Here is a 17,571-nt window from a genome sequence, read left to right as displayed (position 1 = left end):
GGGCGCCCGCGGCCCTCAGCGCGGTGTGCCGGACGCCCGGCCCACCGCCTCCACCAGCGGCAGCAGCCGGTGCGCCACCCGCTCGCGCAGCGCCATCTCGGTACGGGTCCGCACCACCCCGGGAAGCTGGATCAGCCGCTGGATGACGTCCTCCAGATGGCCGTTGTCCCGCGCGACCACCCGGGTCAGCAGATCGCCTCCGCCGGTGATCGAGAACGCCTCGACGATCTCGGGGATGGCGGCGAGCGCGTCGCCGACGTCGTCCAGGTGGCCCTGGGTGACCTCGATGTGCACGAAGGCCAGCACCGGGTGGCCGAGCGCCGCGGGCGAGAGGACCGGCCCCGTGCCGGTGATCACGCCCTCGCGCTCCAGCCGCTCCAGGCGCGCCTGGAGGGTGCCGCGCGCGATGCCGAGGATCCGCGCGTACTCCCGCACGCTGGTGCGCGGCTGCTCGATCAGCAGCCGCAGGATGCGGGTGTCCAGTTCGTCCACGGCCATGTCGTCCGGCCTCCTTCTGGCCCGCCCGTACGCGAGGGCACTGTACCAATGGCCCAGTCGCCCCGGTCCGACGGGACGAACCGGACGCTACCACTCCGGTCAGGTCCGTTGGCTCGGCCGACGGACGTCCCACCCGGCGATGTCCGGGCCATTGGCCCAGTGCAACCGGGTTCACTTGAGCCACTGGGCCCGAAGATGCTCTTATGTACCCGTCGATGGCGCTGCGGACTCCGCGGCGCCTTTTTCATGCCGAAACCAAAGAAGGGGTGGGAATCCGTGCTGAAGAGGATGTTCGTGGCTCCGGACCCGGGCCGGCTGCGACTGCGCAGCGCCCTGCGGGCCGTCCTCGGCATCGGCCTGGCGGTGGCCGTGTGCGGTCTCACGGGACATCCGCTGCCCGCGGTCATCACCGGTGGGCTCGCCGCGCTGCTCGCCCTCTTCACCGTCACCGACCCGACCGTCCGCCGGCAGGCCGTCACCACCGCCCTGCTGCCCGCCGTCGGGTTCCCGGTGCTCGCCCTGGCCGCCGGGCTGCACGGGTACGCGCCCGCGCGCGACGTGGCGTTCGTCGCCGTCGCGGGAGCCTCGGTGTACGCCCGCCGCTGGGGGCCGCGGGGGCACGCCCTGGGCGTCTTCGCGTTCATGACCTTCTTCGTGGCGCAGTTCCTGCGCACGGTGCCCGGACAGCTGCCCGGGCTGTACTCGGCCATCGCCCTCTCCCTGCTCGCCTCCTCGCTGGTCCGCTTCGGCGCCTGGTGCTACGAGCGGCGGCTGCCGCCGCCCGCCGTGCCCACCCTCCCGGGCGGCCGGGGCCTGGCCCGTACCACCACCCGGCAGGCGGTGCAGGCCACCGCGGCCGGCGCCTTCGCCCTGGTCGCCGGGCAGCTGCTGTCCGGGGACCGCTGGTACTGGGCGGTGGGCGCCACCTGGTGGATCTTCGTCAACACCGCCTCCCGCGGCGAGACCCTGGTCCGTGGCTTCCGCCGGGTCCTGGGCACGCTCACCGGGATCGCCGTGAGCCTGTTCGTCGCCGTCCCGGTGGACGGGGCGACCGCGCCCACCGCCGCCCTGGTGGCGCTCTGCGTCTTCGGGATCTTCTACACCGCCCCGGTGTCGTACACCTGGATGATGCTCGCCGTCACGCTGATGGTCGGGCTGCTGTACGGGCTCCTGGGCGTGCTGGAACCCGCGCTGCTCGTCCTGCGCCTGGCGGAGACCGGCGTCGGCGCGCTCGGCGCGGCCCTGGCGGTGATGTTCGTGCTGCCCGTCACCACCCACGCCACCACGGAGGCGTGGATCGCGCGCGCCCTGCACTGCGTGCACGGGTGCACCACCGCCGCCTCCCGCCGGCTGGCCGGCGACCCCGGCGCCGACCCGGCGCCGCTCGCCGCCGAACTGGAGGCGCTGCTGGGCCGGGCCCGGCTCTCGCTGGCCCCGCTGGTCCATCCGCTGAGCCCGCTGCGCGCCCGCAAGGCCCGCGCCCGCCAGGTGCTCGCCCTGCTGGACAGCTGCGCCCGCGAGGTGCGCGGCCTGGCCGCGGTCGCGGCCGACCCGCGGGCCTCGCACGACGCCCGGCTCACGGCCGCCTGCACGCGCGTGGAGGCCGCCGTGCGGGCCCTGGTGTCACCCGGCGCCACGACGGCGACGGCGACGGCCGGGGAGGCCGCCGCCACGGCGGACGGCCGTACGGCCGCCGCGCACCTCCAGCCGCACCACCACCCCGGTGTGGAGGCGGCGCTGCACCACCTGCACGGCCTGGAGCGGGCGCTCGCCGACCTCGTCGTACCGCTGCGCAGCTCCCCGCGCTCCCCGCTGGTCGGCTCCTGACCGCGCGAAACGGCGATGGCGCCGCGTTGGTCTAGACCGCCTGCTACCGTCGGCCCCGCACCGGAGTCAGCACGGGAGAGGGCCAACGCGGTGGCGGACAAGGCGGTTCGGGCCGGCACACGGGCCTTCATCGGGTCGTTCACCACGGCCGGCGGGCGGGGCGTCACCACGGCCGACGTCGACCCGGGGACGGGCGCGCTGACGGTCACCGGAGCGACGGACGCGGTCGCCGACCCGTCCTTCCTGGTGCCCGCCCCGGACGGGTCCGTCCTGTACGCGGTCAGCGAGAGAGACGAGGGCGCCGTCGCCGCCTTCGACATCACCGGCGGGGGCCCGGCACGCCTCATCGGCGGGCCCGCACCGGTGAGGGGCGCGGCCCCCACCCACCTGACGCTCGCCCACGGGCACGTGGTGACCGCCAACTACGGCTCCGGCAGCGTGAGCGCGCTGCCCGTCGGGCCGGACGGCGCGCCGCGCGCCGCGTCGGGTGTGCTGCGGCACCGGGGTGCCGGCCCGGACCCGGACCGCCAGGACGCCCCGCACGCCCACCAGGTGGTGGCGGATCCCGGCGGACGCTGGCTGCTGAGCGTCGACCTCGGCACCGACTCGGTGCACGTCCACGTGCTCGACCCGGGCACCGGCGGGCTGATCCCGCACGGGGAGACGGCACTGCGGGCGGGGACGGGCCCGCGCCACCTGGCCTTCCATCCGGCGGGCAGTCACGCCTACGTGGTCGGCGAGCTCGAAGCGACGCTCACGGTCTGCCGCTGGGACGCCGCCGCCGGAGCCCTGGAGGCGGTGGCGGAGACCCCGCTGCTGCCGGTGGGGGCCCGGGAGCCGAGCCACCCCTCCGGGATCGCCGTGGCGGGCGACGGGCGGCATCTGTGGGTCGCCGTGCGCGGCGACGACAGCATCGCCGTCCTGGCGCTCGACCCGGCGGGGGAGAGGCCGCGGCTGGTCACGACGGTGCCGTGCGGCGGGCACTGGCCGCGCGACCTGGCGCTGGACCCCCGGGGCCGGCGGCTGTACGTGGCCAACGAGCGTTCCGGCGACGTCACCTGGTTCGACCTCGACCCGCTGACCGGTGTCCCGTCCCGGGCGGGCTCGGTCGACGCCCCGGCGGCCTCCTGCGTGGCCTTCGCCCGGGAGGCGGCGGGCCCGCGGTGACACCGAGGGGCCCGTCACCGGACGTGCCGTCCTGGTGCGGGCCCCTTCGCCGCTGCCCGCGGCCACGGAGGTCAGCGGACCGGAGCGCCCTGCGGCTGGGGAACGATGCCCAGCGCGGTCGTGTACTGGGAGAGCACCAGCTTGCCGACCGCCGGGTACGCGCCCAGCGGCTCCGCCACCGAGCACCCCGCCTCCTCGGCGGCCTCGCGCAGCAGCCCCTCGGCCGCCTCCGGGCCGATCAGATACGGCGCCAGCGCCAGCTGGCCCGAACCGGATTCGCGCAGCTGGGCGGCGACCGCGGCCACCGAACCCGGCTGGTCCAGCGCGGCGGCCATGACCGGGACGGCCAGCCGGGCGGCCAGCAGCATGCCGGTGATACCGGCCGCCTGCACGGCCTCCTCGCCGCCCACCGTGGCCAGGACGATGCCGTCGGCCGCCGTGGCGACCGTGAACAGCCGCGCCCGGTCGGCGCGGGCCAGCCCGGCCTCGGACAGCCGGACGTGCAGCGCCTCGGCCAGCAGCGGGTGCGGCCCCAGCACGCCGGTCAGCTCGGCGGTCGCGCCGCTGTCGCCGACGGCCTGGCGTATCCGGCCCATCAGGGCGCTGTCCGGACCGGCCAGCAGCGGCACCACGACGGCAGCGGGGCCCTCGGGCTCGGCCACCTCGCGGCCCGCCGCCCGCGCCAGCTCGTAGCGCTCCACGCGCAGTTCCGCGACCCGCGCCAGGACCGCCGCCAGGGCCGGGTGCTCGGCGTCGTCACCGGCGCTGTCCAGGTACCCGATCGCCGCCTCCAGGCCGGGCAGCTCCGATCGGGCGATGCTCACGACCTCCTCCGCCAGGCCGCGCACGGCGGCGGAAGGGGCGCCGGGAACGGCGAGGACGAGCGCGGGTGCGCCCTCGGGCGCCGCCACGGGTTCGGGGCGACGGTGCCGCCCTGGCTGGCGGGGTCGTGGCATTCGTACAGGGAGGCCGGCAGCGGGCCCAGTGGGGGAGCTCATGGCGCCGCATGCTACTGGTTTTCCCTGCTCCACCGCTTGCGGAGGGGGCGGTCCGGTGGCCTCTGTCCGCGTATGTCCGATCAGCCGGTCGGAGGGTGTCCGGCGGGGAACGTCTCCAGCATGCCGGGCTCGCACGGCAGTCGCAGGGTGTCCGTGGCGAGCGCCGCCGCCACGGCCACCGCGCCCGACAGCGGGTCCCCGGCGGCCGACACCTCCCGCGCGTACGGCAGTTGCTCCGCCAGCTCCGCCCGCAGCGGTACGAGGAGCGGGTCGCCCATCGCGAACAGCCCGCCGGTCAGGGCGAAATCCCGGCCGGGTCCCGGCGGGCACACGGCGGCCGCGGCCTGCGCGATGTGCCGCGCGGCATCCGCCAGGACGCCGGCGGCCACCGGGTCGCGCGGTGCGCAGCGGGCCACCTCGGGCGCGAACGAGGCGAGCACCGCGGGCCGGTCGGCGCGCGGGTAGAGCAGGCCGGGCAGACCGGCCGGCGGCCCGAACACCGCCTCGACGCGCGCCAGCAGCGCGGGCGAACCGCCGCGCCGGCCGTCATGGGCCCGCAGCGCCGCCTCCAGGCCGGCCCGGCCGATCCAGGCACCGCCGCCGCAGTCGCCCAGCAGGTGGCCCCAGCCGTCCGCCCGGCGCCAGCCGGACGCCAGGTCGGTGCCGAGCGCGATCAGGCCGGTGCCCGCCGCGACCACCGCCCCTGGCCGCTGCCCGAGTGCCCCGGCGTACGCGGTGACGGCGTCGGCGGCCAGCGCCAGGCGGCGCGCCCCCAGCGCACCGCGCAGCGCCCCGGGCAATCGCGCGCGCAGCCCGTCCCCGAGCGTCGCCATCCCGGCGGCACCGACCACGACGGCGTCCGCCCGGTCCGCTCCGGCCCGGGCCAGCAGCTCTCCGGCGGCCGGCAGCAGCCGCTCCAGCAGGTGCCCGGCGTCGACGCCACCCGCCCCGGTCCGCACCGGCTCGTCGAAGACCACGGTCCCGGCCGGCCGCACGTCCACCGGCGCCCCGGCCCCGCCCGAGCCGCCCCCCGGGACCCACGCGTTCCCGGACCGGCCGGCCGGCCGCGCGCAGCCGAGCGCGACCCGCAGGCCCGAGCCGCCGGAGTCGACCCCCAGGACCCACTGCCGGGACGTCACGCGGCGCCCTCGGGCGCGACCGCTGGTCCGGCCGCCGCGCCGCGGGGCGTCACGGCAGGCGCCAGTCGACCGGCTGGGCGCCCTGGCGCGTCAGCAGGTCGTTGGTGCGGCTGAACGGCCGGGAGCCGAAGAAGCCGCGGTCCGCCGACATCGGCGACGGATGCGCCGACTCGATGGCGGGAAGGTCGCCGAGCAGCGGGCGCAGGTTGCGGGCATCACGCCCCCACAGCACGGACACCAGGGGCTTGCCGCGCGCGACGAGCGCCTTGATGGCCTGCTCGGTCACCTCCTCCCACCCCTTGCCCCGGTGCGCGGCCGGCTTGCGGGGCGCGGTGGTCAGCGCCCTGTTGAGCAACAGGACTCCCTGTCCGGTCCAGGGCGTCAGGTCCCCGCTGGACGGCCGGGGGAGCCCCAGGTCGGCGTGCAGCTCCCGGAAGATGTTCTCCAGGCTGCCGGGTAGCGGCCGCACCTCCGGGGCGACCGAGAAGCTCAGCCCCACCGCGTGCCCCGGCGTGGGATAGGGGTCCTGACCGACGATCAGGACCCGCACCTCGTCGAACGGCTGCTGGAACGCCCGCAGCACATTCGGTCCGGCCGGGAGGTAGGTGCGTCCCGCGGCGATCTCCGCGCGCAGGAAGTCGCCCATCGCCGCGACGCGTTCGGCCACCGGCGCGAGGGCCTCGGCCCATCCCGGCTCAACGATTTCTTTCAACGGTCGTGCTGCCACGGCCGTCACTCTACTGGCGCAGCGCTCCGCCCCTCACCCGATCACCGTCGCGCGCACGCACAGCACATCCGGCAGGTGCGAGGCCAGCAGCCGCCAGCTGTCCCCGTCGTCGGCGCTCGCGTACAGCTCGCCGTTGCGGTTGCCGAAGTACACGCCCGCCGGGTCCGCGCCGTCCGTGCACATCGCGTCCCGCAGCACCGTGCCGTAGTGATCGCCCTCCGGCAGTCCGGCGGACAGGGGCTCCCAGCTGCCGCCCGCGTCACTCGTGCGGTAGACACGGCAGCGCCGCTCCGCGGGCACCCGGTCGGCGTCGGCGTTGATGGGGAACACGTACGCCACGTCCGCGCGGTGCGGGTGGGCCACGGCCGCGAAGCCGAAGTCGGAGGGCAGCCCGGCGCCGATGTCGGTCCACCGGGCGCCCGAGTCGTCGCTGCGGTACACCCCCCAGTGGTTCTGCAGATAGAGTCGGTCCGGGTCGCCCGCGTCCTGGGCGATCTTGTGCACGCACTGCCCGAACTCCGGACGCTGATCGGGCAGGAAGACCGCCGACACCCCCTCGTTCGACGGTGACCAGCTGCCGCCGCCGTCCAGTGTGCGGAACACCCCGGCCGCCGACACCGCCACCGTCACCGCGTCGGGGTCCCGTGGGTCGGTGACGACGGTGTGCAGGCCCTCGCCGCCACCGCCCGGGGCCCACCTCGACCGCGTCGGGTGGTCCCACAGCGGCCGCACCAGCTCGAACGTCTCGCCCTCGTCCGTGGAGCGGAACAGCGCGGCGGGTTCCGTGCCCGCGTACACCACCCCCGGCGCCGCCGGGCCGGCCGGATGCAACTGCCACACCCGCTCCAGGGACGCCCCCGTGTCCTTGGGGAACCTGACGGCCGGCTGCGCCGGTTCGGTCCAGGTCGCGCCGAGGTCGTCGGAGTGGAAGACGGAGGGCCCCCAGTGGGCGCTGTCCCCGCCCACCAGCAGCCGGGGCACGGTCCGGCGCGTGTCGATCCCGATCGCGTACACGGCCTGCGCGTTGAAGTGCGGGCCGTCGAACTCCCAACGGCCGCCGCGCCCACGGCCGACGAACAGTCCCTTGCGGGTTCCCACGGTCAGCAGTACGTCGGTCATGGCCGACACCTCCAGGACGTCGTTGTCTCGGATACGGGCCAGTCTGCACCCCACCACTGACAGTGGCTCCTGGAAGCGGCTTTCCGCGGGTCGGCCCGGTGGTGTCGGTCGCCGGCGAGGGGCCGGGTCAGACCGAGCGGTGGTACTGGTCGGGCACGTGGACGTCGCCGCCGAGCTCGCGCGCCGCGTGCCGAGCCCACGAGGGGTCGCGCAGCAGTTCACGGCCCAGCAGCACCGCGTCCGCCTCGCCGTTGGCGACGATCTTCTCGGCCTGCCCGGCCTCGGTGATCAGGCCGACCGCCGCGACCGGGAGCCCGGCCTCGGCCCGTACCCGGGCCGCGAACGGCACCTGGTAGCCCGGCCCCACCGGGATGCGCACGCGCGGGGCGTTGCCGCCGGTCGAGACGTCGAGCAGGTCCACGCCGTGCTCCTTCAGCAGGGCGGCGAAGCGGACCGTGTCGTCCGCGCTCCAGCCGGTCCCGTCCTCCAGCCAGTCGGTGGCCGAGATCCGGAAGAACAGCGGCAGCTCCTCGGGCCACACCTCCCGTACCGCGTCCACGACCTCCAGGGCGAACCGCGTGCGGTTGGCGAAGGAACCGCCGTACTCGTCGGTGCGGCGGTTGCTGTGCGGGGAGAGGAACTCGCCGATCAGGTAGCCGTGCGCGCCGTGGATCTCGACCACCTCGAAGCCCGCGGCCAGGGCGCGCCGTGCCGCCGCCGCGAACTGTCCGGTGATCTCCGCGATCCCCTGCCGGGACAGCTCGTCGGGCACCGGGTACCCCTCGTCGAACGGCAGCGGGCTGGGTCCGACCGGCTGCCAGCCGTGCTCGTCGGCGCCGACCGGGCCGCCGCCCTTCCAGGGCCGGCCGGTCGACGCCTTGCGGCCCGCGTGCGCCAGCTGGACACCCGGGACGGTGCCCTGGCCCTTGAGGAAGCCGGTGATCCGGCGCAGCGCCGCCACCTGGGTGTCGTTCCAGATGCCGAGGTCGTAGGGGCTGATGCGGCCCTCGGGGGACACCGCCGTCGCCTCCAGCAGGATCAGTCCCGTGCCGCCCGCGGCGCGGGCCGCGTAGTGGGCGAAGTGCCAGTCCCCGGCCACACCGGCGTCCGGCCCGGACGGCTCCGCGCTGTACTGGCACATCGGTGCCATCCAGACGCGGTTGGGGATGGTCAGCGACCGCAGGGTACGGGGCTCGAAAAGGGCGCTCACGGCGGACTCCGTTTCAGGTGGGGCCGGACAACTGCTCGTACGATAACCGTCGTAGTACGGCACCTGTCAAACTACGATGAGTCTCGTACAATGGGGTCCCGCCCGACGAAGTGGAGCCGCTGTGACCACCACCGAGACCACCCCGCGCGAGCTCGCCCATCCCGCGCGGGACGAGATCCGCCTCGAAGAGGTGCTCAACGCGCTCTCCGACCCGATGCGGCTGCGCGTCGTGCGCGCACTGGCCGCCGCGCGCTCCGCGGTGCCCTGCTCCCACGTCGAGCTGCCGGTCACCAAGTCGACCACCACCCACCATTTCCGGGTGCTGCGGGAGAGCGGGGTCATCCGGCAGACCTACCGGGGCACGGCCAAGATGAACGGACTGCGCCGCGACGACCTGGACGCGCTCTTCCCCGGCCTGCTGGACGCCGTGCTGCGCGCCGCCGACCGCCAGGACGGCCGCCCGGGCACACCGTAGGCGCCCCGTCCTGCCGGCCGACCGCCAGGACGGCCGCGCGGACACGCCGCGGGCGCGCCGTGCCCCGCCGCCCCGCCGCCTCCCGGGCTCAGTCCCGCCCCGCCGCGTCCAGGAGGCCGGCCCAGTCGGCGATCTTCACCGAGCCGCGGCCCAGCCTCCGGCCGAGCTCCGCCTCCGCCCGCTCGATCGCCAGCCAGCCGGGCCACTCCACCGGCCGGTGGCCCCAGGCGCGCAGCGCGGCGACCGGGTCGGCGGCCACCTCGCGGCGGGCCAGCGCGGCAGCGTCCGCCAGCAGGGAAGCGGCCGTCTCCTTGGCGCACGGCCGGTTGGTGCCGATCACACCGGTCGGCCCGCGCTTGATCCAGCCCGCGACGTACTCGCCCGGCGACGGCGCTCCCTCCCGCAGCACCCGGCCCGCCGCGTGCGGCACCGTCCCACGGGCCGGGTCGAAGGGCAGCCCCGGCAGCGGCACCCCCCGGTAGCCGACCGCCCGCAGCACCAGCCCGGCCTCGATCTCCTCGTGGGTACCGGTACCCCGGACACCACCGGAGCCGTCCGGGACGGTGCGTTCGAAGCGCACCCCCGCCACCCGCCCGGAGTCGCCCAGCACCTCCACCGGGCGCAGGAAGAACCGCAGCCGGATCGTCCGGCTCCGCGGCGGCCCGGCGGCACCGTCCCCGCCCGTGGCCCAGCCGCGTACCACCTCGACATTGCGCCGGTTGACCGCGGGCAGCCCGGCCGGGTCGGCGAACCCCGGGTCGAGCGCGAGGTCGGCCGGGTCCACCGCCACCGCCGCCTCCGGCAGCGAACCCAGCTCGCGCAGTTCCTTGGTGGTGAACTTGGCCTGCGAGGGGCCGCGCCTGCCCACCATGTGCACCTCGCGCACCCGGCTCGCCGCCAGCACCCGCAGCGCCGCCTCGGGGACGTCCGTGGGGTGCAGCTCCCGAGGCCCGCGCGCCAGCACACGCGCCACGTCCACCGCCACGTTCCCCACCCCGATCACCACCGCCGACCGGGCGCCGAGCACGAAACGGTCGCCCACCGCGTCCGGGTGCGCGCTGTACCAGGACACGAACTCGGTGGCCGAGAAGCTGCCCGCGAGGTCCTCGCCCGGCACCCCGAGCCTGCGGTCCCGCGCCGCGCCGACGCAGTAGACGACCGCGTGGTACAGCTCCAGCAGCCGCCCGGGCGTCAGCCCGCCGGTACCGACCTCGACGTTGCCGATGAAGCCGATCCGCTCGTGCTCCAGCACGCCGCGCAGGTTGCCCTGCAGCGACTTGATCTTCTCGTGGTCCGGCGCCACGCCGTAGCGGACCAGGCCGTACGGGCACGGCAGCCGGTCCAGTACGTCCACCCGGACGCCGGGGACGGCGGACTGCTCGACCAGGGACTGGGCGGTGTAGACCCCGCTGGGGCCGGAACCGACGACAGCGACACGAAGCACGGGTGCGCTCCTTCCCGCGGGGACCTCCAGGATCGCACCGCCGGGCGCCGCACGGGAGGTCCACGGCTCCACGGGCGCGGCCCGCCGTGCCGGCTCCCGGGCCGTCACCCGCGGTCCGTACACACGTCCGCTCACCCGGACCGCCGCGCGCCACCACCACCGGCGCGCCGCTCCCCGCGGCTCCCGCGCCCCCTTCCGGCAGGGCGCCGGAAGGGGGCCGCGGGAAGAGGGGCGACCGGAGGCTCCTGGTCGGCGTACTACCACAACGGTCACATCCACTCGAACGACCGGCGCAAGGGCTCCGACGTCCTCAGGCAGGACGACCGCCGTACCGACCCGGCGCAGCGGGTGCGGTAGCACGAACTCAACGTCCAGACCCAGCCGGACTACTTCGGCGACTTCGACGACTGATCCGCGAGCCGCGGCGGCTGTGCGCCGCCGTCGCGCGCTCCGCCGGGCCGCCCGCCGCCCGGCGGAACGCCGAGCTCCCAGTCCAGCCCGTACCGCTGGAACAGCTCCGCCCGCAGCCGCGCCGGCGGCATGGGGGCGCCCGGCAGCAGTACGGCGAAGACCGCGCCCATCAGCAGGGCGCGCAGCAGCGGATAGTCGGCGTCCACGTCCCGCGAGCCGTACCGGGCCACCGTGTCCCGCAGCAGCGAGGCCAGCCGCTGCTGCTCGGGGCACTGCACGAACCCCGCGGCCTGGAGGATCCCGGCCATGTGCGTGCGCATGAGCAGCGGCCGTTCCACCGCCAGGTCCAGGACCGCGTCGATGGCCCGGGCCAGCCGCTCCCGGCCGTCCTCCGACCTGGGCTCGCGCTCCAGCGCCGCCTCCAGCGTCAGGTGCATCAGCCGGTGCACCGCGGACTGGAGCAACTGCCGCTTGCCGGGGAAGTAGTAGGAGACCAGACCACGTGCCGAACCGGCCCGGTCCGCGATGTCGGCGAGGGTCGTGGCCTCGTAACCCCGCTCGCCCACCAGCTCCACCGTCGCCTGGAGAAGCCGCTCGCGGGAACGCCGCCGCAGTTCTTCATTGACCGATGCGCTCCGCGGGGACATGCTTGACTCCTGCGTTGACTGGCTCCGAGCCAATATACTCGGGGTGCCCCTGCTGGTGCGCCCCGAACGGGCTGGTCGGCGTGGTGATGCCAGCCGGACCGGGCGACGCGGGGGATCGCCCGGTCCGGATGGCGACACCGGGCGCACCGGCCCTCACCGCCCGGACCGCCCTGCCTCCTGCGCGGCGGACCCCCGCGGAACGGCCCGCCGCTCGTAGGTGAGGACCGCCACGGCCACCACGCACACCCCCAGCAGCCAGCCGCCCAGTACGTCCGTCGCCCAGTGCACCCCCAGGTACACCCGGGTCAGCCCCACCCCCAGCACCGACACCGCGCCGATCACGGCCACGGCCCACCACCCGCGCCGGTCAGCGCCGTACCGCGCCAGCAGCCACAGCAGCAGCCCGAACGCGACCACCGCCGTCATGGCGTGGCCGGACGGGAAGGCGGCGAAGTGGGCCGAGTCCACCGGGTCCGGCCAGTCCGGGCGCTCCCGCCCGACGGCCGCCTTCAGGGCCTGCTGCACCGCCGCGCCGACCACCCCGGCCCCGGCGACCCACAGCGCCGCCGTCCGCTCCCGGCGCCACCACAGCCACAGCGCGGTGACGGCGAGCAGGGCGCGCATCGTCCACGGGTCCCACACCCAGTCCGTCAGCACCCGGTTGGCCCGCGTCAGGCCCGGGCTGCGCACCGCCGACTCGTGCAGCGTCTCGGCCACCGCCCGGTCGAGGGCGATCAGTGGCGCCCACTCGACCGCGACGAGGACCAGGAGCACGCCGGTCAGTACCCCGGAGCCCAGGGCGGCGGACGCGGCGGACGGGGTACGTGAGGGCGGGGGCGGTGTGGAAGCGCGCATGAGGTGCATCTTCCCGGGGATCGCCGGGGCAGACCCACCCGAACAGCCAGGGCCACGGCCGGTCACCGGCCCTCGCCGCACACGCCTTCGGCGCCGGTCAGCCCAGGGCGCTCAGGCCCGGCACGAACGCCACCAGCAGCGGTACCGCCGGCACCAGCGCGGCGGCGGCGGTCAGCCGCAGCCGCCGGCCGGCCGGGAGCCTCGGCACGGCCGTCAGCAGACGGTCGACCCGGTGGGGGAGCTGGGCGTCGGGTGCGGGGCACGGACCGAACACCCCGCGGTCCTCGTTCAGTTGGACCAGGGCGAGGGCGATCGTCAGCCGCCCGAACCGCTTGGACGCCGCGTCGTCCGCGGCCAGCTCCACCAGCCGGTGCATCTCGTCGCGGAACGCCGCGAAGACCGGGATCTGCGGGAACCCGGTGGCCAGCGCCGTCGAGCAGTGCAGCAGCCAGTCGTGCCTGGCCCTGGCGTGGCCCTGTTCGTGGGCCAGTACCGCGTCGAGCTGACGCCCCTTCAGGCGCCGCAGCGCCGCCGTGGTGACGACCAGCCGGGGCGCCGCCCCCGGCAGCCACCAGGCGTCCGCGTGCTCGCCCTCCAGCAGCACCAGCGGCTCACCGCCGGGCTCCTCACCGGGCAACCTCGGCGCGCGGGCGAGCAGTTCGGCACGCCGCCGCCGGTGGCCGGCCCGGGCCCGGCGCACCTCGCGGGTGAGCATCGCCCCGCTCCACAGGCCGCCGCAGGCCAGCAGCACCGCGAGCGCCCCCGACCAGGGCCCCGACGCCCCCAGCTCGTACGCCTCGACCACGCCGCGCGGGGCGGGCGCGAACACATGGCCCCGCACCGCCTGCCAGGCGGCTGCCGCGCTCAGCGTCATCGACAGGCCGAAGCACAGCAGCACCGAGGCGACCACGCACTGCCACACCCACAGCGCCACCACCGGCTCGCGCTCCGCCCAGTCCGCCCGCGCCAGCAGACGCGGGGCCACCAGGGCGGCCAGGACGCCGAGCGCGAGCAGCGCGAGGGAGACCAACATGACGTCAGCGTATGAGCGCACGCTACCCATCGGTATGGTCTGGTGCGCCAAGTGACGCACGCCACGGCCCCGGGCCGGCGCGGTCAGACCGTGACCAGCATCGCCAGCATGGCCGTGGCCATCGACAGCCGGCAGGCCCGGGCCGCTCCCGGCGGCCCGTCCGGAGCACCGCCGGGCGCCCCGCCCGCGGGCACGGCCACCGGCACCAGGCCCGTCCCCGCGCGCAGCAGGTAGACCGCGTAGTACGCCAGCAGGGCGCCGGTCAGCAGGGGTACCCCGCCGCCCGGGCCGTGCCCCGCGTGCGCCCCCGTGCCGCCCCCGGCCATCGCCACCGCCATGTAGACCATGGCCAGCGACCCGACCAGATGGTGCAGATGGTGCCCGCCGCGCCGGGCCGGCCACAGGGCGCGCGCCGACGCGGCGCCGAACACCGCCGCGTACACCGCCCAGCTCCACCCCGGCGGCGCGACCACCGCCGCGGGCACGGCCATCACGGCCATCCCCAGGCCCATCACGGCCTCATCCCCCGCCTCCTTGCGGTCCGCGCCCGCGCACCGGCGAGCCCGCACCAGGCAGGAGGCTCCCGTCACCCCGCACAGCACCACCATGAGCCAGCCGGACAGCGCAGGTCCGTGCACGGCACACCTCCCCCGGTCGACGTTCCCGACGAGACGGCTCCTGGGACGATGCCCGGGTCCGTCGCGGTGCACGCGAGCGCAAGGGCGTACGGGGGGAGCGCGACCAGGCGCGTTAGGCTCGGCGGGCGACAGCACCAGCCGCAGGAGGAGACCGCCCACCATGGACACCGCACCGTCCCGGGACGCCGGGGAGCCGACCTACCGCGACGCCACCGAGGCCGATGTGCCGGAGCTCGTCGCGCTGATCGAGTCGGCCTACCGGGGGGAGGCCAGCCGGGCCGGCTGGACCACCGAGGCGGACATCCTGGGCGGGCAGCGCACCGACCCCGAGGGCGTCCGCCAGGTCATCACCTCGCCCGGCTCCCGGCTGCTCACCGTGGAGCGGGACGGCGAACCGGTCGCCTGCTGCCAGCTCGAACACCGCGGTGACATCGCCTACTTCGGGATGTTCGCGGTCCGCCCCGGCCTCCAGGGCGGCGGCCTGGGCCGGCGGATCCTCGCGGAGGCGGAGCGCCTGGCGCGCGAGGAGTGGGGGGCGCGCGAGATGCACATGACCGTCATCTCGGTCCGCGAGGAGCTGATCGCCTGGTACGAGCGGCGAGGCTACCGCCGTACCGGCCGGACGACCCCCTTCCCCTACGGCGACGAGCGCTTCGGGCTGCCGCGCCGCGACGACCTCGTGTTCGAGCTGCTGGTCAAGGAACTCCCCTAGCGCCCGGCCCGCACCCGGTGGCGGGCGGCGGGTCACCCGGTCCGGAAGGCGAGCTGCCCGTCGTCCACCGCCACCCGCACCCGGGAACCGGCCGCGAGGCGGCCGTCCAGGAGCAGCCGGGACAGCCGGTTGTCCACCTCGCGCTGGATGGTCCGGCGCAGCGGACGGGCACCGTACTCCGGCTGGTGGCCCCGCCGGGCCAGCCAGTCGACCGCTTCGGGGTCGAACTCCACGGTGATCTCCTGGGCGCGCAGCCGGCGCCGGGTCTCCTCCAGCAGCAGATCGGTGATCCGGCGCAGCTGGTCCTCGTCCAGGCGCCGGAAGAGGACGATCTCGTCGATACGGTTGAGGAACTCGGGACGGAAGTGCTCCCGCAGCGGCCGCAGGGCCCGCTCGCGCATCGCCTCCTCCCGCGAGGCGTCGGCGGCGCTGCCGAAGCCGAGCACGCCCCGGCCGCTGCCGATGGCCTCGGCGCCCAGGTTGCTGGTCATCACGATGACGGTGTTCTTGAAGTCGACCGTACGGCCCTGGGCGTCGGTCAGCCGGCCGTCGTCCAGCACCTGGAGCAGCACGTTGAAGACGTCGGGGTGGGCCTTCTCGACCTCGTCGAGCAGCAGCAGCGAGTACGGGTGCCGGCGCACCGCCTCGGTGAGCTGGCCGGCCTCGTCGTGGCCGACGTATCCGGGCGGCGCGCCCACCAGCCGGCTCACCGTGTGCCGCTCCTGGAACTCGCTCATGTCCAGGCGCACCATGCGCTCCTCGCTGCCGAACAGCGCGTCGGCGAGCGCGCGGGCCAGCTCGGTCTTGCCCACACCGGTCGGGCCGAGGAAGAGGAAGCTGCCGATCGGGCGGCTCGGATCGGCCAGCCCCGCCCGGGAGCGCAGCACCGCCTCGGAGACGGCCGTGACCGCCTCGTCCTGCCCGATGACCCGCTTGCGCAGATGCTCCTCCAGACCGAGCAGGCGTTCCCTCTCCTCCTGGGTCAGGCTGGCGACCGGGATGCCCGTCTGCCGGCTGACCACCTCGGCGACGTCCTCGGCGGTGACCTCGACCACTTGCCCGTCCCCGGGCTGCCGCTGGTCCTCGCGTCCCGCCTCGATCCGCCGCTCGATCTCCTGGAGCCGGTCGCGCAGTTCGGTGGCCCGCTCGTACTGCTCGGCGGCGACGGCCTGGTCCTTGTCCCGCACCAGCCGCTCCGCCTCCCGCTCCAGGGCACGGACGTCGGTGTCCGTGGCGCGCGACCGCAGCCGCACCCGGGCACCGGCCTGGTCGATCAGGTCGATGGCCTTGTCGGGCAGGAACCGCTCGGTGAGGTACCGGTCGGAGAGCTCGACGGCCGCCAGCAGCGCCGCCTCGGTGTAGCGGACCTGGTGGTGGGCCTCGTAGCGGTCGCTCAGGCCGCGCAGGATCTCCACCGCGTCCTCGGGGGTGGGCTCGGGCACCAGGACGGGCTGGAAGCGCCGGGCCAGTGCCGCGTCCTTCTCTATGTAGCGGCGGTACTCCTCCAGGGTGGTGGCGCCGATGACGTGCAGCTCGCCCCGGGCCAGCGCGGGCTTGAGCATGTTGCCCGCGTCCATCGGACCGCCCTCGGAGCCGCCCCCGCCACCCGCGCCGGCGCCGACGACCGTGTGCAGCTCGTCGATGAAGATGATGAGCTCGTCGCTGTGCGCCCGGATCTCCTCGATGATGCCGTTCAGGCGCTCCTCGAAGTCACCCCGGTAGCGGGTGCCCGCGACGACGCCCGACAGGTCCAGGGCGACGACGCGCCGGCCCAGCAGGGTGTCGGGCACATCGCCCTCGGTGATGCGCTGCGCCAGCCCCTCCACGATGGCCGTCTTGCCGACCCCGGCGTCACCGATCAATACCGGGTTGTTCTTGCCGCGCCGGGAGAGCACCTCGACGGTCTGCTCGATCTCCTGCTCACGGCCGATCACCGGGTCGATGCGGCCCTCCCGGGCCAGGTCGGTCAGGTCGCGCCCGTACTTGTCCAGGTTGGGGGTGTTGCGCTGCGGCCCGGGCCGCTGTTCGGGGTGGGTCTCGCCGACCCAGGGGCCGGGCCCGCCGCGCCCGTAGGGACCGCCGTGCGAGGAGGCGGGGAAGGAACCGGGGTCGAACCGGGCCGCGTTGAGGATGCGTCCCGCCGCCGAGTGGGGGTTGGCGGCGAGCGCCCCCAGCACGTGCTCGGGCCCGATGTAGGAGGCGCCCGTGTGCCGGGCCAGGTCATGGGCGTCGAGCAGGGCGCGCTTGACCGCGGGCGTGACGGCGATCCTGGACTGGCGCGGTCCTTCGCCGGCCGTCCGGTCGATCTCGGCGGCCAGCTTGTCCGGGTCGGCGCCCGCCCGGGCCACCAGGTCACGGGTCGGCTCGGTGGCGAGGGCCGCCCGCAGCAGGTGCTCGGTCTCCAGGTCCGTGCTGCCGTGCTCGGCCGCGTACTCGGCGGCGTCGTCGACCATCCGCCGGGCCGGTTCGCTCATGAGGCGCCCGATGTCGATGTAGCGGGAACCGGACCGTGACTGACCGGGAGCCCCTGCCCGTCCGCCGAAGAAACGCGCCAGGAAGTCGTTGAACGGGTCAGAGCCGAAGCCCTCCGGGCCCATGAAGCCGCTGCTCATATGTGTCCGTTCCGGTGTCCAGGGTGGCTGGGACACGCTGTACAGAGAGCCGGTGGATC

16 protein-coding genes are annotated in these 17,571 nt (G+C 75.6%); 4 read left to right on the top strand and 12 right to left on the bottom strand.

Going from position 1 to position 17,571, the window contains the following annotated elements:
• Positions 1–15: 15 nt before the first annotated feature.
• Entirely contained in the window at positions 16–498 is a 483-nt protein-coding gene (locus AB0H53_RS05545) for an Lrp/AsnC family transcriptional regulator (RefSeq protein ID WP_362107609.1), read from the bottom strand.
• Between the two features lie 276 nt (positions 499–774).
• Here AB0H53_RS05545 and AB0H53_RS05540 point away from each other — a divergent pair, with 276 nt between their 5' ends.
• On the top strand, positions 775–2,325 hold the full coding sequence (locus AB0H53_RS05540; protein WP_362107606.1) for an FUSC family protein: 1,551 nt from the start codon (positions 775–777) through the stop codon (positions 2,323–2,325).
• A gap of 90 nt (positions 2,326–2,415) precedes the next feature.
• On the top strand, positions 2,416–3,492 hold the full coding sequence (locus AB0H53_RS05535; RefSeq protein ID WP_362107603.1) for a lactonase family protein: 1,077 nt from the start codon (positions 2,416–2,418) through the stop codon (positions 3,490–3,492).
• Positions 3,493–3,563: 71 nt separating this feature from the next.
• On the opposite strand, the gene AB0H53_RS05530 is transcribed toward AB0H53_RS05535, so the two are convergent.
• The 5 genes from AB0H53_RS05530 to AB0H53_RS05510 all read right to left on the bottom strand — a co-directional run bounded on the left by AB0H53_RS05530 (position 3,564) and on the right by AB0H53_RS05510 (position 8,685).
• Positions 3,564–4,490, bottom strand: coding sequence for a hypothetical protein (locus AB0H53_RS05530; protein ID WP_362107600.1), 927 nt, complete (start codon positions 4,488–4,490; stop codon positions 3,564–3,566).
• A gap of 80 nt (positions 4,491–4,570) precedes the next feature.
• On the bottom strand, positions 4,571–5,629 hold the full coding sequence (locus AB0H53_RS05525; protein WP_362107598.1) for a BadF/BadG/BcrA/BcrD ATPase family protein: 1,059 nt from the start codon (positions 5,627–5,629) through the stop codon (positions 4,571–4,573).
• A 49-nt stretch (positions 5,630–5,678) separates the two neighbouring features.
• The gene (locus AB0H53_RS05520) at positions 5,679–6,356 is read right to left on the bottom strand and encodes a uracil-DNA glycosylase (protein WP_362107595.1); all 678 of its coding nucleotides are present in this window, start codon (positions 6,354–6,356) and stop codon (positions 5,679–5,681) included.
• Positions 6,357–6,389: 33 nt separating this feature from the next.
• Positions 6,390–7,475, bottom strand: coding sequence for an exo-alpha-sialidase (locus tag AB0H53_RS05515; protein WP_362107592.1), 1,086 nt, complete (start codon positions 7,473–7,475; stop codon positions 6,390–6,392).
• A gap of 127 nt (positions 7,476–7,602) precedes the next feature.
• Positions 7,603–8,685 carry an NADH:flavin oxidoreductase/NADH oxidase gene (locus AB0H53_RS05510; RefSeq protein WP_362107589.1) on the bottom strand — a complete coding sequence of 361 codons (1,083 nt, stop codon included), beginning with the start codon at positions 8,683–8,685 and terminating at the stop codon, positions 7,603–7,605.
• 121 nt (positions 8,686–8,806) lie between these two features.
• On the opposite strand from AB0H53_RS05510, the gene AB0H53_RS05505 reads away from it, so the two are divergent.
• Positions 8,807–9,160 carry a helix-turn-helix domain-containing protein gene (locus AB0H53_RS05505; RefSeq protein ID WP_362107586.1) on the top strand — a complete coding sequence of 118 codons (354 nt, stop codon included), beginning with the start codon at positions 8,807–8,809 and terminating at the stop codon, positions 9,158–9,160.
• A gap of 88 nt (positions 9,161–9,248) precedes the next feature.
• Here the strand turns inward: AB0H53_RS05505 and AB0H53_RS05500 are convergent, their stop codons facing one another.
• The 5 genes from AB0H53_RS05500 to AB0H53_RS05480 form a co-directional block, all read right to left on the bottom strand.
• Positions 9,249–10,604, bottom strand: a complete 1,356-nt coding sequence (locus AB0H53_RS05500; RefSeq protein WP_362107583.1) for an FAD-dependent oxidoreductase — start codon at positions 10,602–10,604, stop codon at positions 9,249–9,251.
• Between the two features lie 386 nt (positions 10,605–10,990).
• Positions 10,991–11,662 carry a TetR/AcrR family transcriptional regulator gene (locus AB0H53_RS05495; RefSeq protein WP_362107581.1) on the bottom strand — a complete coding sequence of 224 codons (672 nt, stop codon included), beginning with the start codon at positions 11,660–11,662 and terminating at the stop codon, positions 10,991–10,993.
• Positions 11,663–11,815: 153 nt separating this feature from the next.
• Complete coding sequence (locus AB0H53_RS05490; RefSeq protein WP_362107578.1) at positions 11,816–12,517, bottom strand: phosphatase PAP2 family protein; 702 nt, start codon at positions 12,515–12,517, stop codon at positions 11,816–11,818.
• Positions 12,518–12,614: 97 nt separating this feature from the next.
• Entirely contained in the window at positions 12,615–13,550 is a 936-nt protein-coding gene (locus AB0H53_RS05485) for a M56 family metallopeptidase (RefSeq protein ID WP_362107575.1), read from the bottom strand.
• A gap of 83 nt (positions 13,551–13,633) precedes the next feature.
• A complete protein-coding gene (locus AB0H53_RS05480) occupies positions 13,634–14,188 on the bottom strand; it encodes a DUF5134 domain-containing protein (RefSeq protein ID WP_362107572.1) in 555 nt (184 codons plus the stop codon).
• A 160-nt stretch (positions 14,189–14,348) separates the two neighbouring features.
• On the opposite strand from AB0H53_RS05480, the gene AB0H53_RS05475 reads away from it, so the two are divergent.
• Positions 14,349–14,900, top strand: coding sequence for a GNAT family N-acetyltransferase (locus AB0H53_RS05475; RefSeq protein ID WP_362107570.1), 552 nt, complete (start codon positions 14,349–14,351; stop codon positions 14,898–14,900).
• A 32-nt stretch (positions 14,901–14,932) separates the two neighbouring features.
• Here the strand turns inward: AB0H53_RS05475 and AB0H53_RS05470 are convergent, their stop codons facing one another.
• Positions 14,933–17,512 (bottom strand): ATP-dependent Clp protease ATP-binding subunit, encoded by a 2,580-nt coding sequence (locus AB0H53_RS05470; RefSeq protein WP_362107567.1) that lies wholly within the window; start codon positions 17,510–17,512, stop codon positions 14,933–14,935.
• Positions 17,513–17,571: the final 59 nt, after the last annotated feature.

The organism is Streptomyces sp. NPDC050856 (assembly GCF_040653855.1).
GTDB lineage: Bacteria > Actinomycetota > Actinomycetes > Streptomycetales > Streptomycetaceae > Streptomyces.
The sequence above is the reverse complement of the archived record's forward strand: the minus strand, read 5'-3'. Positions and strand labels throughout refer to the sequence as shown.